The sequence below is a fragment of the Pseudoalteromonas pernae genome, from assembly GCF_039831865.1.
Lineage (GTDB): Bacteria > Pseudomonadota > Gammaproteobacteria > Enterobacterales > Alteromonadaceae > Pseudoalteromonas > Pseudoalteromonas pernae.
The window spans coordinates 50,564-66,691 of record NZ_JBDODM010000006.1 but is presented as its reverse complement, the minus strand read 5'-3'; the positions used below and the strand labels follow the sequence as shown (position 1 = coordinate 66,691).

Genomic DNA, 16,128 nt, shown 5'->3' with positions numbered 1-16,128 from the left:
GCATACTTTGAGCTTTTCTAGCCGATGACGGCCCCTACTAGTTTGTATTGAGTAATATTTTTTGAACGCTTTGACTTAATCATAACCCATCGCGAAGGGCTGACCACAATATTTTGCCCATCACTTTAGAAGCAGATGCCTACTCTATTATTAAAACTGCGCGGTGCTGGCATTGAGCACTGAAATTATGTCTTTAGGCGCAATTCCTATTTCTAGGCCCCTTTTACCGCCACTGACAAATATGCGCGCTTGGCTCAACGCTGACTCGTGAATATAAGTTGCAAGGCGCTTTTTTTGCGCAAATGGGCTGACTCCACCAAGTACATACCCCGTCACTCTTTGTACATCGGGCGCCGGTGCCATCATGGTCTTTTTGCTCTTTGCCGCTTTAGCAAGCGATTTGGTATTGACCTGCTGACTAACTGGAGTGATTGCTACTATAAACTCGTGTTCGGCTGTTTCTAAAACCAGCGTTTTAAACACAGATTCAAGCGGTAGACCCAGTTTATCAACCACTTCTTGTCCATAATTGTCGTAACTTGCGTCGTGTTCGAAGCTCAATAACTCAAAATCTATTTTGTTTTTGTCCAGAAACTTCACTGCCGGGGTCATTATAAAATCCTTGAATGTAAAACTGAGTTTAGAGCTTCAACGCATCGATTTTTACATGCCAATGTAAACAAACATAAACAGCGCACGTGAAAACGCTTAATTGGATTTGTATGTAACAGAGCATCAAACCCTAAAAACAAGCCCATGCTCATACATTATCAACCTCTTTTACATTTAAACAGCACGTTTTCAACATTATCAACCCATTCAAACTGTTTTGTTCACAACTTAATTAAAATGTCCGTCGGTGGTAAATGTCTGGGCGTTAACGTATTGATTTAGCAAACACGTACGGATATGATAATAGATATCATTTACAATTAGCATTGGATTATCTAATGGATGTAGTTTTTAAGTCGGTAAAAGCATTGAGTGCTGGTTTGATCATGACCTGTGCTTTCACATTTCAACCAGCTCTAGCGAATGGCCCAATTGGCGAACACGTTAATCATCTTCAAGAAAACTTAAAAGACTATTCAGAAGAAGTTGAATGGATGATTGGTAAAGTTGATGTCATGGTGACTGACTATGAAAACAATGGCAATAAAGGCATCAATTCTGATGATCTTGTTGAATATTGGGAATCAGTTAAATTTCACAGTGCCATCGAAACGAATTATGTGCCTGTGTACGCCTCAATTTGGCAGGGTTTATATGGCGTAAAAATGGCCATTGATAATAAAGAGTCCGCACAATCCGTGCGTACCCATCAAGCTGCTTTAAACCGAGCCTTGTATGAAGGATTAGGTGCAGTCAAACTTGCCGCACAATACCAGCAACAAGGCTTACTGAAGACTGTCAAAGCAACTGCTAGCGAGTCTATGACGCAAAGCGCCACCATTGATGAAATTAAACACAAACTTGACCGTGTAGTCGCAAAATACGCAGAGCGTTTGAGCGAAGAAGCAACGGCTATTGTTCATGACACTTACCTACATTTGTTTGAAGGTGTCGAGGGCACGCTAATTGAGCAAGATGCTGAGTTAGTTGAGGATTTGGAAAAAGATTTCAACGTGACCTTGCCTAAAGCAATTGCAGATGGCAAAAGCGTAAACGATGTACGTGATATTGTAGTGGCAATGCAATCAAAGCTTGATCGCGCTAAGTCGTTAATTGAAAAAGCAGAAAAAGCCCGTAAGGATGTATTTTAAGTGAAACGTAGGACCTTTATTCAAGGCCTCGCTGCGTTTGGGGTTGCCAGTGCCTTACCGCTTCCCCTAGGTCGCGCATTTGCGGCGAGTGTAGCGAATCCAGTCTCAGTAAACGATCTTCCCTCTTTGGAGGGGAAGCTGACCTTATACCTTGGCCGAGGAGAAGGCGGTTTATATGAGAATGTCCTGCAAGCAATTCAAGATAAAAACCCGAACTTTGAGCTTGGCATTCGTCGTGGTCCTACCGCCGCTCTAGCCAATACTATTGTTGCTGAGGCGAAAATGGGGGTGCGCAGAGCGGACCTTTTCTGGGCCGTAGACTCCGGAGCAATTGGCTTGGTCACGGACGCAGGACTGGCGCAACCTGTTCCAGAAGATTTATCTGCACAGTTACAACCACAATTTCGTTATGAAGGCTGGGCGCCAGTTACCGGTCGAGTGCGCACGCTGCCATTTAATACTGAACGACTAACGAAAGAGCAAATTCCGCAAAGCATCATGGAAATTGCTGACAGTGACCTGTCAATTGGTTGGGCACCTGCTTATGCCTCTTTCCAGTCATTTGTTACGGCGATGCGTTTACTCGAAGGCGATGATAAAACCGCAAAATGGCTCAAGAAGGTGCAAAAACGCGCCAAATCCTATGCGGGTGAGCTCGGCGTCGTGATGGCTGTGGAGCGCGGTGAGGTCGATATTGGTTTCGCTAATCACTATTACACTCTGCGCTTAAAAGCGGGTAAGCCAGATGCAAAATTGGACTTGGCATTTACTAAAAACGACGCAGGTTGTTTAGTGAATGCTTCTGGCATCCTTGCCTTGAACAAAGACCCATTAGCAAGCAACTTTATGCGCTATCTACTTAGTAAAGAAGTACAAGGCTATTTAGCGCGTGAAGCCTATGAAATCCCGCTTATTAACGGTGTTGAACAACCACAAGGCTTACCTACACTAACAAGCCTAGCACCGCCAAAAGTAGACTTAACACAACTTGCAGATCTTCGACCTACTCTAGATTTAATGCGTAACAACGGTGTGCTTTAATGCGCCTTCCTGCCTCATATCCAGTAGCGCTGCTTGCAGCGCTCATAGCCTTAACCCCGGTGTATGTGCTGGTAACATTAGCAAGTGATGCAACATCTTTTTTCGACAGCCACAACCTTACCATTTTAGGTAATACGTTAGCGCTAATGGCACTTACAGTGCTTGGTTCTATCGTTATTGGTGTCCCTTTAGCTTTTATTAGCGCTTATGTACACCTGCCTTTTAAAAAGATATGGTTGGTCGTATTTGCAGCCCCTTTAGCTATACCCAGTTACATTGGCGCATTCACACTTTACGCAGCGTTTGGCCTAGGTGGAGAAATCAACAACCTCTTAGGCATTGAAACACCGCAAATGTACGGCTTAAGTGGCGCAGCCATCGTGATGACACTTTACACATTTCCATTTGTCATGATGACTACGCGATCTTCTTTGCTAAGTTTAGATGCCAGCATGGTGAACGCCGCTCGTGTGCTAGGCATGTCGATGACGATGAGTGTGTTTAAAGTTATTCTTCCTCGCGTCGTTAATGGCATAGCCGCTGGCTCATTATTGGTAGCCTTGTACACCTTATCTGACTTTGGTACTCCCGCGATGATGCGTTTAGACACGTTCACGCGTGTAATTTATGTGGAATACAATGCCTTTGGTCTGTCACGAGCTGCGATGTTGTCGCTGCAACTCATGTGTATTGTGGGCTTCTTACTCTTTGTTGAGTCACAAATAAAAACTGCAACCGAGCGCCATGGTCGGCCCTTGATGTTATTCCCAACCCCCTTGCAATTGGGACTGATGTTCACGACTTTTATGCCAGTACTGTTGCTGGCTATCGGCCTACCTTTGGGAATATTTTGTTTGTGGTTAGCACGCGACGGCTCGGCAGATTTCGACTTTAGCATCGCTTGGCACTCTGCCTACGCATCAGGTATTGCTGCAATTGTTGCGGTTATTGTAGCTGTTCCTGTTGCTCATGCAGCGCTCAGTGGAAAAGCTGGGCGGATAATGGAGCGTATCACCTATTTTGGTTTTGGCATTCCAGGCATCGTTATGGGCACAGCTTTGGTTTATGGCGGATTACAGCTCCCTATGCTTTATCAAACTCTTGCCCTGTTGGTTATTGCGTACGTTTTACGTTTTTTGCCGCTGGCTGTTGGTTCGGTGCGCACCAGCACAGAGCATTTAGATGCAAGCTTGGTGAAATCTGCTCGCGTCCTCGGTGCAAGCCCAAAAGAAGCCTTTGTTCGTATCACATTGCCTTTGACCGCCCGAGGAATAGTGGCCGGTGCTGCTTTAGTGTTTTTAGAGTCAATGCGTGAGTTAGAAGCGACACTGCTGCTTGGACCAACGGGCTTTGAGACATTATCGACATATCTTTGGCGTGTTTATGAAGCTGGCTACTTTGGCAGAGCTGCGATTCCCGGGCTCCTGCTTGTGGTGATCTCGGCCTGTGGTTTAGCTATTATGCTCTCTGGCGAAAAGCGCAGTCATTAATATATTTAAGGATCAGAAAAACATGCTGTCTGTGAGTAAGTTGTCTATCGATTACGGTAGCACTCGTGTTGTCAGTGACTTGAACCTGTCGCTTGAGCAGAGCGAGATCCTCATGTTAGTTGGCCCAACGGGCTGTGGTAAAAGTACTATTTTACAAGCGCTTGCTGGTCTTATCCCTATTTCTGAGGGGGAAGTTAATTTAGGCAAGTGGCGCGCAACACCAAAGAATCATGTACCACCAGAAAAGCGTCATGTAGGTATGGTGTTCCAAGACTTTGCCCTCTTCCCTCACCTGACTGTGCAGCAAAATATATGCTTTCGTTTAAAAGACACTGCAATTGCTGATCATTGGATTGAACTCTTGGGGCTGAGCGCATTTCGTGACAAGAAGCCGGCAACACTGTCAGGCGGCCAAAAGCAGCGCGTAGCACTGGCAAGAACGCTCGCTCACCAACCTGATTTTGTGCTTTTAGACGAGCCATTATCAAACCTGGATGCAGCACTTAAAGACACTCTGCGTTGGGATATTCGCAACGCCCTTAAAGAAGCCGGCGTTCCTGCAATTTGGGTGACACACGACCAAGAAGAAGCCTTGTCAGTTGGTGACCGAGTTGGCATTTTAAAAGAAGGCCGTATTCAGCAAATCGATTCGCCTGAACACTGCTTTAGCCTTCCCAGCAACCGCTTCGTAGCGCGCTTTTTAGGTGAGGCGAGCTTTATATCTGGCAATTTTCAACAGGGACAAGCCAGTACCGCAATTGGTATTGCACCTGCACAAGGAGTGGATTGTGAGCAGGGACAAGTTGATGTCCTACTGCGTCCAGATGACGTGTTACTCGCTCAAGATGAGCCAAACCACAATGGCACAGTAACTTGGGTTCGATTTGAAGGTGGCAGCCGCTTATGTGCGGTAGAACTCCAATGTAAAACGGTGGTTACCAGTCGGGTAAGCCACGAAGTGGTCGTTCGTCCGGGCGACAAAGTGCATATTTCACTTTCTACTTCTCACCCCCTCGCGGTTTACAAGCGCCACAAAGCATTGCTAAAGTAAGTACAGGAATCAATTCTTTAAAGGTATACCATGGATAGGCAATACAGAGTGTTAGGGATCGCAATGGGTGTATACGGTGCCCTATCATTACTCATAGCAATGATTGCATATGGCTTTTTCCTGTCCTTACAAACGCCTAATACACCTGTGCTGTACATCATATATGGGTTCCTTGTACTCAACCTCGTCATTCACTTTTTAGCGTTGTTAACGGGTATTTATTTGGGCAAAGGCAATAGCGCCGTCCATAAATTCGCACTGCCCATTTCAGTTTTTCTGTTGTTCAGTGTGCCTATGGGCACCGTGATCGGTACCATGTACCTCTGGCTCAGACTTCAAAGACCGCCATACAATTAGAGAGTGACAAGTACAGGTGTCAGAATGAGTTAAAAGCATTGACAGTTTCGACCAGTCACTGCGTCTTTTGATTTCTCGCTAAAATGCGAATTGCCTCTTAAGTTCGAGTGCTTCTGCTAGGTAAATACAAATCCGCTCCCTTTGGAAGAGCATATATCCATAATTTCCGCCAATTCTAACTAGCCCAACTCTACACAGATAGACGAAATATCCCATACAGCAATTTATATAGGCTTTGCGGGTTAATTTAACGATTTAGGTAATTGAATTGCCGTTATCATTACCTGTAACCTTATTTCTGATATACAGTATAGCGATGATATTCAGCTATTTCTTCGCAAACAAGGCAATGCTATCAGTGCTTAAAACAGCCAAGAGAAAATCGACAATTATGATTAGATAATTTCAAATAAACCATTCACTTATAAACACCTAAATCAGTCTATCAACTCCCTGCAATATAAACTAATTATAAATATTTCAAACAGTTAACAACCTTGAGTCAAACCACTATAACATACTGAAAAATAAACAAATGAACTATATACCCAATTAAAAATTCAATTTTCGCAGACTAATTCTCTTTAAAAAACAAATTTAATATCTTCATAGACTTATATTTATATTGGTCTTTTTTTAAATTAGCCAACGTAGAAAGAACTATACTCTTTATAATGAGTCGCATGACAAACACAGCAGGTGGGTTGACGTTCCACTGCAGTACATCGTCACTCCCTTCCATCGATGTTTTCACCGACTAACTAGGTACTCCTATGGTATCTGCTCTGAACATTCGTACTGGCAGTTTCAGAGGTAGACAATGCGCACAGTGAATTAGGTGTTTCACACAGCGCGTAGGCTAAGACAAATGGATTGCAAGAGATGGAATTATGAAGATCACGCTTTTACTTTCTTTGCTTTTGTCAGTGTTAGTTTTCGAAGCTGGCAACACGCCTTTTTACGTTGGTGTTTGGAAAGCGCATGAGGCGAAAACACTGCAGAGCTTGTATGCTACTCAAGGCATCACAACCGAGGAACGTCTGCAGCTCAGAGACCTAGATTTTTCAAAGTTGGTATATGTTGTGCGAGAAGACACTTTTGCAACCTATACTGAAGATCTGATGCCTGAGCAGCTTACGTTCTTACCTTACAAAGTAGCTGTTTTAAACGACAACACAATCGAAACCACCCACTTCGACATCAGCCAACGAGCAGATATCAAGCGTACTCTAACCTTTGAGGGTGATTGTTATTATGTTCGAGTAACTCAATGGCATATTAAACAGTACTTTTGCAAAGTCCAGTAACTAGCATTTGCTATCTGAATGAGAGATCACAGGTTTTAGCGCGGTATTCGGGTTCTTTAGGCTAAAGTTATATAACATGCACATTGATGGGAGAGACGATTATGCTTACCAAGCGCTTTCGAACCCTAACTATCTTACTTGTATGTGCGGTTGTTACCTGGTTAGTACAGAGTGAATACAATTACTGGGATCATCAGCGCCAATGTGTGCAGCGCTGTGAACAATTGACCAAGGAAAAAGTGACGATTCGCGATATACACTACAGCGAACGAGCAAATATGTGTCGATGTGATTCAGGATTCGCAGTACTGCTGAATTAAGGGCAACAAAAAAGCGCCCTTAGGCGCTTTTTTTAAGTTACTTAGTCAAATCATCGAAGAACTTTTTCACGCCATCGAAGAAACCTTTCTCCTTTGGACGATACTTTGAGCTATCTTTGCCCATGCTCTTTTCTAATTGTTCCAATAACTCTCTTTGCTCGCTGTTCAGGTTAACTGGGGTTTCTATAACCACTTTACATATCAAGTCACCAACGGCGCCCGAACGTACAGATTTAACACCCTTACCGCGCATGCGGAACATCTTACCCGTTTGCGATTCAGCAGGCACTTTAAGCTTTGCACGGCCATCAAGTGTAGGTACTTCGATTTCACCACCGAGCGCAGCCGTGGTAAAGCCAATTGGCACTTCACAATACAGGTTGTTGCCATCACGAACGAAGATTGGATGATCACGCACACTCACTTGCACGTATAAGTCACCCGCTGGTGCACCATGCGCACCGGCTTCACCTTCTCCCGCTAAGCGAATACGGTCACCCGTATCAACACCTGCTGGAATCTTCACAGACAAGGTCTTAGTTTTTTCTACGCGGCCTTGGCCGTGGCAGCTATTACATGGATCTGAGATAACTTGGCCAGTACCTTGACAGGTTGGACAGGTTTGCTGCACAGCAAAGAAACCTTGGCGCATTTGCACTTGGCCTGCACCATGACACGTGCCACACGTTTTTGGCTTAGAACCAGCTTTTGCACCTGAACCGTCACACGGTTCACAGGCAACCCACGTCGGCACTTTAATCTCAACTTCTTTACCGCGTACAGCCTCTTCCAAGCTCAATTCCATGTTGTAGCGCAAGTCCGCACCACGTTGTTGACGTGATTGACGACGACCGCCACCGAAGATATCACCGAACACATCACCAAAGATGTCACCGAAGTCGCCACCACTAAAGCCACCGTGACCACCGCCACCGCCTTGCTCAAACGCTGCGTGACCATATTGGTCGTAAGTTTGACGTTTTTGTGCATCGCCGAGGATTTCGTAGGCTTCTTTTACTTCCTTGAACTTACTCTCAAGCTCTTTATCGCCGGCAGTACGATCCGGGTGATATTTCATCGCCAGGCGCTTATAAGCCTTTTTAATGTCACGTTCACTAGCGTCTTTTGCTACGCCTAGTATTTCGTAATAATCGCGTTTTGACATATCTACCACTACTCAAATATTTTACAGCTGGGCTGCAATATCAGTGGTTATAACGAGTGTCTCATACAACCACTACTTTAAAATTTCGAACTCAAATTTCGCCACGAAGCACATGCTTCTTTAAAAAAACAAATCCGGCAAAGTAAGCTCTGGCCAGATCCTTCTTGTTATTTTTGGCAATTTACACACTAAGGGCGCGTCAAGCTGTTGCCTGCGCGCCCTGTGTGCAACAAGTTAATTACTTGTCGTCTTTCACTTCTTCAAACTCAGCGTCAACAACATCATCGTCTTGCTTAGCTTGTTGCTGGCCTTGCGCACCAGCATCAGCACCACCTTGCTGCTGGGCTTTCGCTTGCGCGATTTCCATTAGCTTTTGTGACTTTTCGATTAGCGCCTGAGTTTTAGCATCGATTTCATCTTTGCTTTCACCCTTGATTGCTGTTTCTAGCTCAGCAACGGCTGCTTCGATTGCTTCTTTGTCTTCTGCTGGAAGTGCATCGCCTGCTTCTTCGATTTGCTTGCGTGTGCCGTGAACCATCGCATCTGCTTGGTTGCGTGTTGTTACAAGCTCTTCGAACTTTTTATCTTCCTCGGCATTCGCTTCTGCGTCACGTACCATTTTTTCTACTTCTTCATCGCTTAGACCTGAAGAAGCTTGGATAGTGATTTTCTGCTCTTTACCTGTATCTTTATCTTTCGCAGATACGTGTAAGATACCGTCCGCATCAACATCGAATGTTACTTCAATTTGCGGCTCACCACGGCGCCCTGGACGGATACCTTCAAGGTTGAACTGACCCAGTGACTTGTTGTCCGCTGAACGCTTACGCTCACCCTGCAACACGTGGATAGTTACTGCGTTTTGGTTATCTTCTGCTGTTGAGAATGTTTGCGACTTCTTCGTTGGAATCGTCGTGTTTTTCTCGATTAGCGTAGTCATAACCTGACCCATTGTCTCGATACCTAGAGACAGAGGGATAACGTCTAGTAGTAGTACGTCTTTTACGTCACCAGCTAGTACACCACCTTGAACCGCAGCACCAACAGCTACCGCTTCGTCAGGGTTAACGTCTTTACGTGGCTCTTTACCAAAGAACTCAGCAACCGTCTTCTGTACTAGAGGCATACGTGTTTGACCACCCACTAGGATGATGTCATTTACATCACCTACAGACAGATCTGCATCTGCTAGTGCTTTCTTAAGCGGCTCGATTGACTTAGTTACTAGGTCTTCAACAAGTGACTCAAGTTTTGCACGCGTTAGCTTCACGTTCATGTGCTTAGGACCTGTTGCATCTGCTGTTACGTATGGCAGATTTACTTCAGTTTGCTGTGCACTTGAAAGCTCGATTTTTGCTTTTTCAGCAGCTTCTTTAACACGCTGCATCGCTAGCGGATCGGTGCGAAGGTCAATACCTTGTTCTTTTTTGAACTCATCTACTAGGTAGTTGATAACGCGGTTATCGAAATCTTCACCACCTAAGTGCGTGTCACCGTTCGTCGCAAGAACTTCGAATGTGTGCTCGCCTTCAACTTCGTCGATTTCGATGATAGAGATATCGAACGTACCACCACCTAAGTCGTATACTGCAACTACGTTATCACCTTGCTTGCGGTCCATACCGTATGCAAGTGCCGCTGCTGTTGGCTCGTTGATGATACGTTTAACATCAAGGCCCGCAATACGGCCAGCGTCTTTCGTTGCTTGACGCTGTGAATCGTTGAAGTATGCAGGAACTGTGATTACCGCACCTGTTACTTCTTCACCAAGGTAATCCTCAGCGGTCTTCTTCATCTTCTTAAGCACTTCTGCAGAAATTTGTGGTGCAGCGCGCTTTTCGCCTTTTACTTCAACCCATGCATCGCCATTGTCAGCTTTAACAATTTTGAAAGGCATGATGCCGATGTCGCGTTGAACTTCTTCGTCTTCGAAACGACGACCGATCAAACGCTTGATAGCGTATAGTGTATTTGTAGGGTTTGTAACCGCCTGACGTTTCGCCGGCTGACCTACTAGCGTTTCACCGTCTTCGGTGAACGCAATAATAGAAGGGGTAGTGCGATCGCCCTCTGCGTTTTCAATTACGCGTGGCTTATCACCATCTAGTACTGCTACACACGAGTTAGTAGTACCTAAGTCGATTCCAATAATCTTACCCATGAATCTTCTCCAACTTCAAAAATCTGTTTACATGATTGATGTCTACTAGATAGGGGTCAGTTTTGCTAATTCAAGCGTGATTCATAAAAAAATTTCGTTTTTTTTAATTTTTTTTCGTTTGTCCCCTCTAAAAAGATAATTTAGGGAGTAAACTGGTCCGACAAGAACAAAAAGGGATCATAATATGACTTTTGACGAACTTATGGCTTTGGTCACACAAAGTGATGTCCAAACTCTACAATTTCCGGACTCATGGACACAGGGACGCACAGCCTTCGGTGGTCTATCTTGCGCATTCGCGTTGCAATCAATGCTGCTGCATTGCCATGACGAAAGAACATTGCGCTCCTTTAGTGCCCAATTCATTGGTCCTATCGCGCCGGATGAGCCATTTACTCTTACCTTTAATTTGTTGCGTGAAGGCAAAAACTCAAGTCAGTACGCAGCAACAATCACCCAACATGACCAAGTGTGTTTGACTGTTCAAGGTCTATTCGCCAAAGACAGAAACTCCATCGTCGAAGTACCTTTTGCTCAATTCAACGATAAAAAAGCGCCGAATGCGCAGCAATGTCTGCCCTTTGTAAAAGATGTGATGCCAAACTTCTTCCAATTTGTGGATTTGAATTTGGTAGAAGGTGGCATGCCTTACAGTGGTACACAATGCACCGATTTAAGTGGTTGGATGCGGTTTAAAGCGCAAACCCATAACTATAATTGGACTCACTTAATTGCCCTAATCGATAGTTGGCCACCTTCGCAGCTGCAAGTATTCCCTACTCCAGCACCTGCGAGTAGCATGAGTTGGCATGTTGAGTGTTTACACCTGCCTACATTGGCAGCCGGACAATGGGTGGGGGTGGATATTACAACTACTGCTGCACATAACGGCTACGCGTATGAAGATGCCATTTTGTACAGTGAGTCAGGTGCGGTCATTGCTCAGAGTAAGCAGACGGTTGCCCTGTTTGCCTGATGTCTAAATAGCAAGTTACTCTTCCATCATGGCCAGTGTTTGTGCGCTGGCCAAAATGCTTTCATACCTTGCTGTGGCTTTAAGATAGGCCAATCCACGATTAAATTGGTCACGCACCGCCTCAGAATTAAAGACAATATGGCGCGGCGAGGGCTCAAAGATGGGGTGAATGGTCACATCCATGGCCTGATTATTCCTCTCATACATCCTTAAATAATAAATGAAAATTCGTTTATCAAGCACGATGACCTGTGCATGCTCACTCATTAAATGTGTGACTTGCGCAAATTGATTGGTGAACTCTTCATAATCTCTTTTACCTTTGATTGCATTTGCAAAGCGCTCGCCAAGATATTTATGAGCATTACCAAAGGCAAAAACGCGATAGTTTGCGAGGTCATCGATAGAATCTACCGTCAGATCATTTTTGGTAAGCGTGACCGCGACATTTTGAAAATAAAGCAGGGTATCAGAATAAAAGCCCGGTACATTGCTCTCTTTAGGTATGTTTATGGCACCGTTGATTGTCCCTGAAGCCAATTCCAATTCAGCCCTAGGGTAGCTTAAATAATGCAATTTAAGTCCACCTAAACCCGCCAACTGTATTGCTTGCTCAACGATTCGTTGCTCTATGCCTTCATTACTGGATTTGAAAAAGTAAGGTGGAAGATGCTTAGCGACTGCAAGTTCTACGACAGGCTCAGGTGGCACTATTGGATTGCTTGCTTGAGCTGTGAACACTGAAAACGCACACAAAGCTGAACAGATGAAGTATCTGATATGCGTCGCTCTCATAAACCGGCCTAAAGCTAAATTATTTTCTCTAGAGCTTAGAGCATATCCGCCTATCACGCCTGTACGAGTAACAAAAAGGTGCTAGGCTTTAACAGTTAAAACAGCTATTCTAAGAACAAGCAGGAATAATAATACCTTGGGAATACATGCATATAGCTTGCTCACACTGTGACTACATCGTTTCAGTTCCCAAAAATCTAAATCCCAAAGACGTTGCACACTGCCCTCATTGCCACAGTCAGTTGCTAAAAAGCGCTGAAAATTCAGATGGTCAGGTCATAGCGTTGAGTGTCAGTGCCATTATTTTACTGCTCAGCTCCGTCTTCTATCCTTTTTTATCTTTTTCCAGTAATGGCCTGACACAAACCATTACTCTGCCAGATGCCGGGCGCATGTTATTTAATTACGACAGCACCTTGCTTGGCATCTTTATTGACACCAGTATTATCTTGCTGCCTCTGTTAATGTTGATTTTGCTTATCCCCCTGCATATGGGGTTATTGCAAGCTATTCCCAAAGTGTGGGGCCGGCGTTTATTGAAACTAATGTCTGCACTAGAGCTTTGGGTCATGTCAGAAATATTTTTAGTTGGCGTGTTGATCAGCATGGTGAAGATTATGAGCCTTGCTGATGTATCCTTTGGAAACAGTTTTTGGGCTTACGCCGGCTTTGTAATTTGTTATACCTGGGCATTTTGTAAAGTGAACCATGCTCGCCTTTGGCAACAAATTATGCCCTACCAGGACGTCGAAATAACCAATGGCCCCAGAGCTATCGATGCTCATTTAAGGGCATGTCATGTGTGCCACCAATTAACACCGCAAAAGCGTTGTCCACGGTGCAACACCTTAACCACATTTCGTAATGCGCAAAGTGTGCAAAAGGCTGCAGCTTGGCTTGCGACCTCTGTTTTGTTGTATATTCCGTCGAACGTACTACCGATTATGTACACCACAAGTCTTGGTGACAAAGAGCCTTCAACGCTTATCGGCGGGGTCATTTTGCTCTGGAAAGCAGGCTCCTACCCGATTGCCAGCATTATATTTTTAGCCAGTGTTGTTGTGCCCATTGCTAAAGCACTGGTTTTAGGTACGTTATGTTTTATGGTTTATCAACGGGTCGGCAATCGCTCGAAAGTCTATACCCGCTTATATCAAGTCACTGAGTTTATTGGAAAATGGTCTATGATTGATGTTTTTGTTGTGGCTATTTTAGTGGCGCTAGTGCAACTAGGTAATTTAATGTCGGTGGAGCCAGGGTTTGGCGCTATGTGCTTTGGCGCAATGGTTATTTGCCAAATGCTTGCTGCCCACTCATTTGATCCCCGACTAATTTGGGATTCACCAGAACAGGTAAAGAGAGTAGTTAATGACTGAATCTGCAACCATTCAAGCAGCTAAAAAAATATCGCCAATATGGTTAATACCGCTGCTCGCACTCTTTGTTGGCGCATGGATGTTGCTGCAATACCAGCTCGACAAAGGTCAAACTATTTACATAAAGATGGCTAATGCCGAGGGTATTGTTGCTGGCAAAACCGAGATTAAAGTCCGCAGTGTGAAAATCGGTGTGGTGGATGCAATTCGCCTTGGTGATAGCCGCGACCACGTCATTGTGCGCGCGCAAATAGACAAACACTATGACTCACTGCTGACCGAAGACGCAAAAATTTGGGTTGTAAGGCCGCGTATAGATGAAACGGGAGTCAGTGGCTTTAGCACCCTACTCTCTGGCGTGTATCTGGAGTTTTCACCAGGAGAAAGTACGCGCACCGTGATTCGCTTTGACCTACTCGATGAGCCAGCATTAATTGGTAATGACGTTGAAGGGGCTCGTTTTAAGCTCTCCAGTCGCAATGCAGAAGTGCTGGAAGTGGGCACAGGTGTCTACTACAAGGGCTACAAAATCGGGCAAATCGAAACAGCGCATTTCGACTGGGATAAACAGCAAATGCGTTACGGTTTGTTCATTAACGCTCCTTATGAAAATTTAGTCACACTAAACACAGTATTTTGGGTGCAATCCGGCATTGAAGTAGACCTCTCAGCCGACGGCATCAGTGTGAAAACTGGTTCTTTATCAAAGCTCATCAAAGGCGGCATTTCTCTGGGGATCCCTGATGGCGATGCACCGGGGCCACTCGTAAGTGAAGGTCATACATTTAGCTTGAGCGAAAGCTACAATGCGGCACTGGAGCAACGATTCTATGATTTTGAACATTATTTAATTCAATTTGAACAATCAATTCGCGGTTTGCGCGAAGGCGCACCTGTGGAATACCGAGGCATGCGTATCGGCACCGTGGAACAAGTGCCGGCACAAGTGCTCATCGATGGCGCACCTGCACACTTTAGTGATTCAAGTGTATCGGTACCTGTACTTATACGCGTTGAATTTGGGCGCTTGTATCGAGACACACAAATGGCTCGAGAGTACTGGTCCAACAGCCTCCAAGGATGGTTGAATCAGGGTCTACGCGCATCGCTCAAACCGGGGAACTTATTGACTGGCGCCGTGTATGTTGACTTAGACATGTATCCCGATATGGAACCTGGTGTTTTAGGTAAACGCGGTGACTTTACTGTATTCCCAAGCACCTCCAGTGGCATCTCGGCATTAGCCAACCAAGTTAACGATGTACTCAACAAAGTTAAGAACCTACAGATCGAAAGTAGCTTGGAACAGTTTGAGCAAACGATGGCCAATTACGAAGCACTCGCCACTGACATGCGCACCTTCATGAACGACCCATCAACACGCACCTTAGCCACGGATATCAGCAAAGACATGGCCGATATCAGTCAGAGCATGCGCCAATTTGAAGAAAGCATGGAGCAGTTTGAGATAACGATGGCGAGCTTCCAGAACGGTTCACAAATGTATCAAGAAATGCAATCAACACTTGAACAAGTAAGACGCTTAATGGATGAGCTGCAGCCACTGTCTCGTGGCCTTAACGAGCAACCCAATATGCTGATTTTTGATAAAGAATTAGCCAAAGACCCAACGCCGAGGAGTAAAGATTAATGTTTCGATTTGCGACCCCAATCATTGCGATTGCCTTGGCAAGTGCCTGCTCAAGTTCAGGATCACCGTCTGACTTACGTTATTATCAGTTTAATAATAATCAGGCCGATATCAGTTCAGTAAGCCAAGTGCGTGAGCAAACTCAGTATTTACTGCGCTTGAGTCCAATCAAAGTGCATGGCACCTTGAATAACCGCGCCATGGTGATCAAACTCTCTGAACATGAAATTTACAGCGCTAATTCACATTTTTGGGCCGATGCGCCGGCGCAAATGTTGGTAAGTTACACCCAAACGCAGCTTATGCGCCAACTCAATAACGTACTGGTAGTTAAAGGCGCAGATGTCTACGCGGAGCAATTAGAGTCAGCATTTTTTCAGCTTGATATAGATGTCGAGCAATTCAATGCTGGTCTCGATAATAACGCTGAAATCGCGGGTTTATGGCGCTTATCGAAAGTGGATAACAAAGGTAAATTACACGTACTGAAAATTGCTCGTTTTGCCCACACTGAGCCGTTAGCGGATGACGGCTATGGCGAATTAGCAAAGGCGCTTGAAGGTGCATGGAAAAACAGTATTAGTGAAATGAGTACAGACATCAACACACTGATTGCTAAAGAAAACATGGCCAATTAAAAATTATTGGCCATGGTCATAAAAAAGGCTCCTAAAG

General features: G+C 44.8%; 15 protein-coding genes. 11 read left to right on the top strand and 4 right to left on the bottom strand.

The window, feature by feature from the left end; all coding sequences use genetic code 11:
• Positions 1-150 precede the first annotated feature (150 nt).
• Positions 151-612 carry a Cys-tRNA(Pro) deacylase gene (ybaK, locus tag V1358_RS14285; RefSeq protein ID WP_347393957.1) on the bottom strand — a complete coding sequence of 154 codons (462 nt, stop codon included), beginning with the start codon at positions 610-612 and terminating at the stop codon, positions 151-153.
• Positions 613-950: 338 nt separating this feature from the next.
• On the opposite strand from ybaK, the gene V1358_RS14280 reads away from it, so the two are divergent.
• The 7 genes from V1358_RS14280 (at position 951) to V1358_RS14250 (ending at position 7,329) form a co-directional block, all read left to right on the top strand.
• Positions 951-1,763 (top strand): hypothetical protein, encoded by an 813-nt coding sequence (locus V1358_RS14280; RefSeq protein WP_347393956.1) that lies wholly within the window; start codon positions 951-953, stop codon positions 1,761-1,763.
• Positions 1,764-2,804: an ABC transporter substrate-binding protein gene (locus V1358_RS14275; protein ID WP_347390002.1), complete on the top strand. Its 1,041-nt coding sequence runs from the start codon at positions 1,764-1,766 to the stop codon at positions 2,802-2,804.
• Complete coding sequence (locus tag V1358_RS14270; protein ID WP_347393955.1) at positions 2,804-4,294, top strand: ABC transporter permease; 1,491 nt, start codon at positions 2,804-2,806, stop codon at positions 4,292-4,294. The genes V1358_RS14275 and V1358_RS14270 overlap by 1 nt, the downstream gene beginning before the upstream one ends.
• Positions 4,295-4,316: 22 nt before the next feature.
• Entirely contained in the window at positions 4,317-5,345 is a 1,029-nt protein-coding gene (locus V1358_RS14265) for an ABC transporter ATP-binding protein (protein WP_347393954.1), read from the top strand.
• Positions 5,346-5,375: 30 nt separating this feature from the next.
• Positions 5,376-5,702 carry a hypothetical protein gene (locus tag V1358_RS14260; RefSeq protein WP_347393953.1) on the top strand — a complete coding sequence of 109 codons (327 nt, stop codon included), beginning with the start codon at positions 5,376-5,378 and terminating at the stop codon, positions 5,700-5,702.
• An 890-nt stretch (positions 5,703-6,592) separates the two neighbouring features.
• Positions 6,593-7,009 carry a hypothetical protein gene (locus tag V1358_RS14255; protein WP_347393952.1) on the top strand — a complete coding sequence of 139 codons (417 nt, stop codon included), beginning with the start codon at positions 6,593-6,595 and terminating at the stop codon, positions 7,007-7,009.
• A gap of 101 nt (positions 7,010-7,110) precedes the next feature.
• Positions 7,111-7,329: a hypothetical protein gene (locus V1358_RS14250; RefSeq protein ID WP_347390006.1), complete on the top strand. Its 219-nt coding sequence runs from the start codon at positions 7,111-7,113 to the stop codon at positions 7,327-7,329.
• A gap of 37 nt (positions 7,330-7,366) precedes the next feature.
• Here V1358_RS14250 and dnaJ read toward each other — a convergent pair whose 3' ends face one another.
• Together dnaJ and dnaK are read right to left on the bottom strand one after the other, a co-directional pair.
• The gene (dnaJ, locus tag V1358_RS14245; protein ID WP_347393951.1) at positions 7,367-8,494 is read right to left on the bottom strand and encodes a molecular chaperone DnaJ; all 1,128 of its coding nucleotides are present in this window, start codon (positions 8,492-8,494) and stop codon (positions 7,367-7,369) included.
• Between the two features lie 238 nt (positions 8,495-8,732).
• Positions 8,733-10,655 (bottom strand): molecular chaperone DnaK, encoded by a 1,923-nt coding sequence (gene dnaK / locus V1358_RS14240; protein WP_347393950.1) that lies wholly within the window; start codon positions 10,653-10,655, stop codon positions 8,733-8,735.
• Between the two features lie 184 nt (positions 10,656-10,839).
• Here dnaK and V1358_RS14235 point away from each other — a divergent pair, with 184 nt between their 5' ends.
• The gene (locus V1358_RS14235) at positions 10,840-11,631 is read left to right on the top strand and encodes an acyl-CoA thioesterase (RefSeq protein WP_347393949.1); all 792 of its coding nucleotides are present in this window, start codon (positions 10,840-10,842) and stop codon (positions 11,629-11,631) included.
• Between the two features lie 15 nt (positions 11,632-11,646).
• Here the strand turns inward: V1358_RS14235 and V1358_RS14230 are convergent, their stop codons facing one another.
• Entirely contained in the window at positions 11,647-12,372 is a 726-nt protein-coding gene (locus V1358_RS14230; protein ID WP_347393948.1) for a substrate-binding periplasmic protein, read from the bottom strand.
• 200 nt (positions 12,373-12,572) lie between these two features.
• Here V1358_RS14230 and V1358_RS14225 point away from each other — a divergent pair, with 200 nt between their 5' ends.
• From V1358_RS14225 to V1358_RS14215, 3 genes are read left to right on the top strand one after another with little or no spacing between them, the layout of a single operon-like run.
• The gene (locus V1358_RS14225; RefSeq protein ID WP_347390011.1) at positions 12,573-13,802 is read left to right on the top strand and encodes a PqiA/YebS family transporter subunit; all 1,230 of its coding nucleotides are present in this window, start codon (positions 12,573-12,575) and stop codon (positions 13,800-13,802) included.
• Positions 13,795-15,453, top strand: coding sequence for an intermembrane transport protein PqiB (gene pqiB, locus V1358_RS14220; protein ID WP_347393947.1), 1,659 nt, complete (start codon positions 13,795-13,797; stop codon positions 15,451-15,453). Before V1358_RS14225 ends, pqiB begins: the two co-directional genes overlap by 8 nt.
• The gene (locus V1358_RS14215) at positions 15,453-16,091 is read left to right on the top strand and encodes a PqiC family protein (RefSeq protein ID WP_347393946.1); all 639 of its coding nucleotides are present in this window, start codon (positions 15,453-15,455) and stop codon (positions 16,089-16,091) included. The genes pqiB and V1358_RS14215 overlap by 1 nt, the downstream gene beginning before the upstream one ends.
• The last annotated feature ends 37 nt before the right edge of the window (positions 16,092-16,128 follow it).

What these genes read in the sequence shown, in the direction of transcription:
- pqiB (WP_347393947.1), top strand. Translation starts at nt 13,795, where the DNA reads ATGACTGAATCTGCAACCATTCAAGCAGCTAAAAAAATATCGCCAATA.
- V1358_RS14235 (WP_347393949.1), top strand. Translation starts at nt 10,840, where the DNA reads ATGACTTTTGACGAACTTATGGCTTTGGTCACACAAAGTGATGTCCAA.
- ybaK (WP_347393957.1), bottom strand. Translation starts at nt 612, where the DNA reads ATGACCCCGGCAGTGAAGTTTCTGGACAAAAACAAAATAGATTTTGAG.
- V1358_RS14250 (WP_347390006.1), top strand. Translation starts at nt 7,111, where the DNA reads ATGCTTACCAAGCGCTTTCGAACCCTAACTATCTTACTTGTATGTGCG.
- V1358_RS14215 (WP_347393946.1), top strand. Translation starts at nt 15,453, where the DNA reads ATGTTTCGATTTGCGACCCCAATCATTGCGATTGCCTTGGCAAGTGCC.
- V1358_RS14280 (WP_347393956.1), top strand. Translation starts at nt 951, where the DNA reads ATGGATGTAGTTTTTAAGTCGGTAAAAGCATTGAGTGCTGGTTTGATC.
- dnaJ (WP_347393951.1), bottom strand. Translation starts at nt 8,494, where the DNA reads ATGTCAAAACGCGATTATTACGAAATACTAGGCGTAGCAAAAGACGCT.
- V1358_RS14270 (WP_347393955.1), top strand. Translation starts at nt 2,804, where the DNA reads ATGCGCCTTCCTGCCTCATATCCAGTAGCGCTGCTTGCAGCGCTCATA.
- V1358_RS14225 (WP_347390011.1), top strand. Translation starts at nt 12,573, where the DNA reads ATGCATATAGCTTGCTCACACTGTGACTACATCGTTTCAGTTCCCAAA.
- V1358_RS14260 (WP_347393953.1), top strand. Translation starts at nt 5,376, where the DNA reads ATGGATAGGCAATACAGAGTGTTAGGGATCGCAATGGGTGTATACGGT.
- dnaK (WP_347393950.1), bottom strand. Translation starts at nt 10,655, where the DNA reads ATGGGTAAGATTATTGGAATCGACTTAGGTACTACTAACTCGTGTGTA.
- V1358_RS14265 (WP_347393954.1), top strand. Translation starts at nt 4,317, where the DNA reads ATGCTGTCTGTGAGTAAGTTGTCTATCGATTACGGTAGCACTCGTGTT.
- V1358_RS14255 (WP_347393952.1), top strand. Translation starts at nt 6,593, where the DNA reads ATGAAGATCACGCTTTTACTTTCTTTGCTTTTGTCAGTGTTAGTTTTC.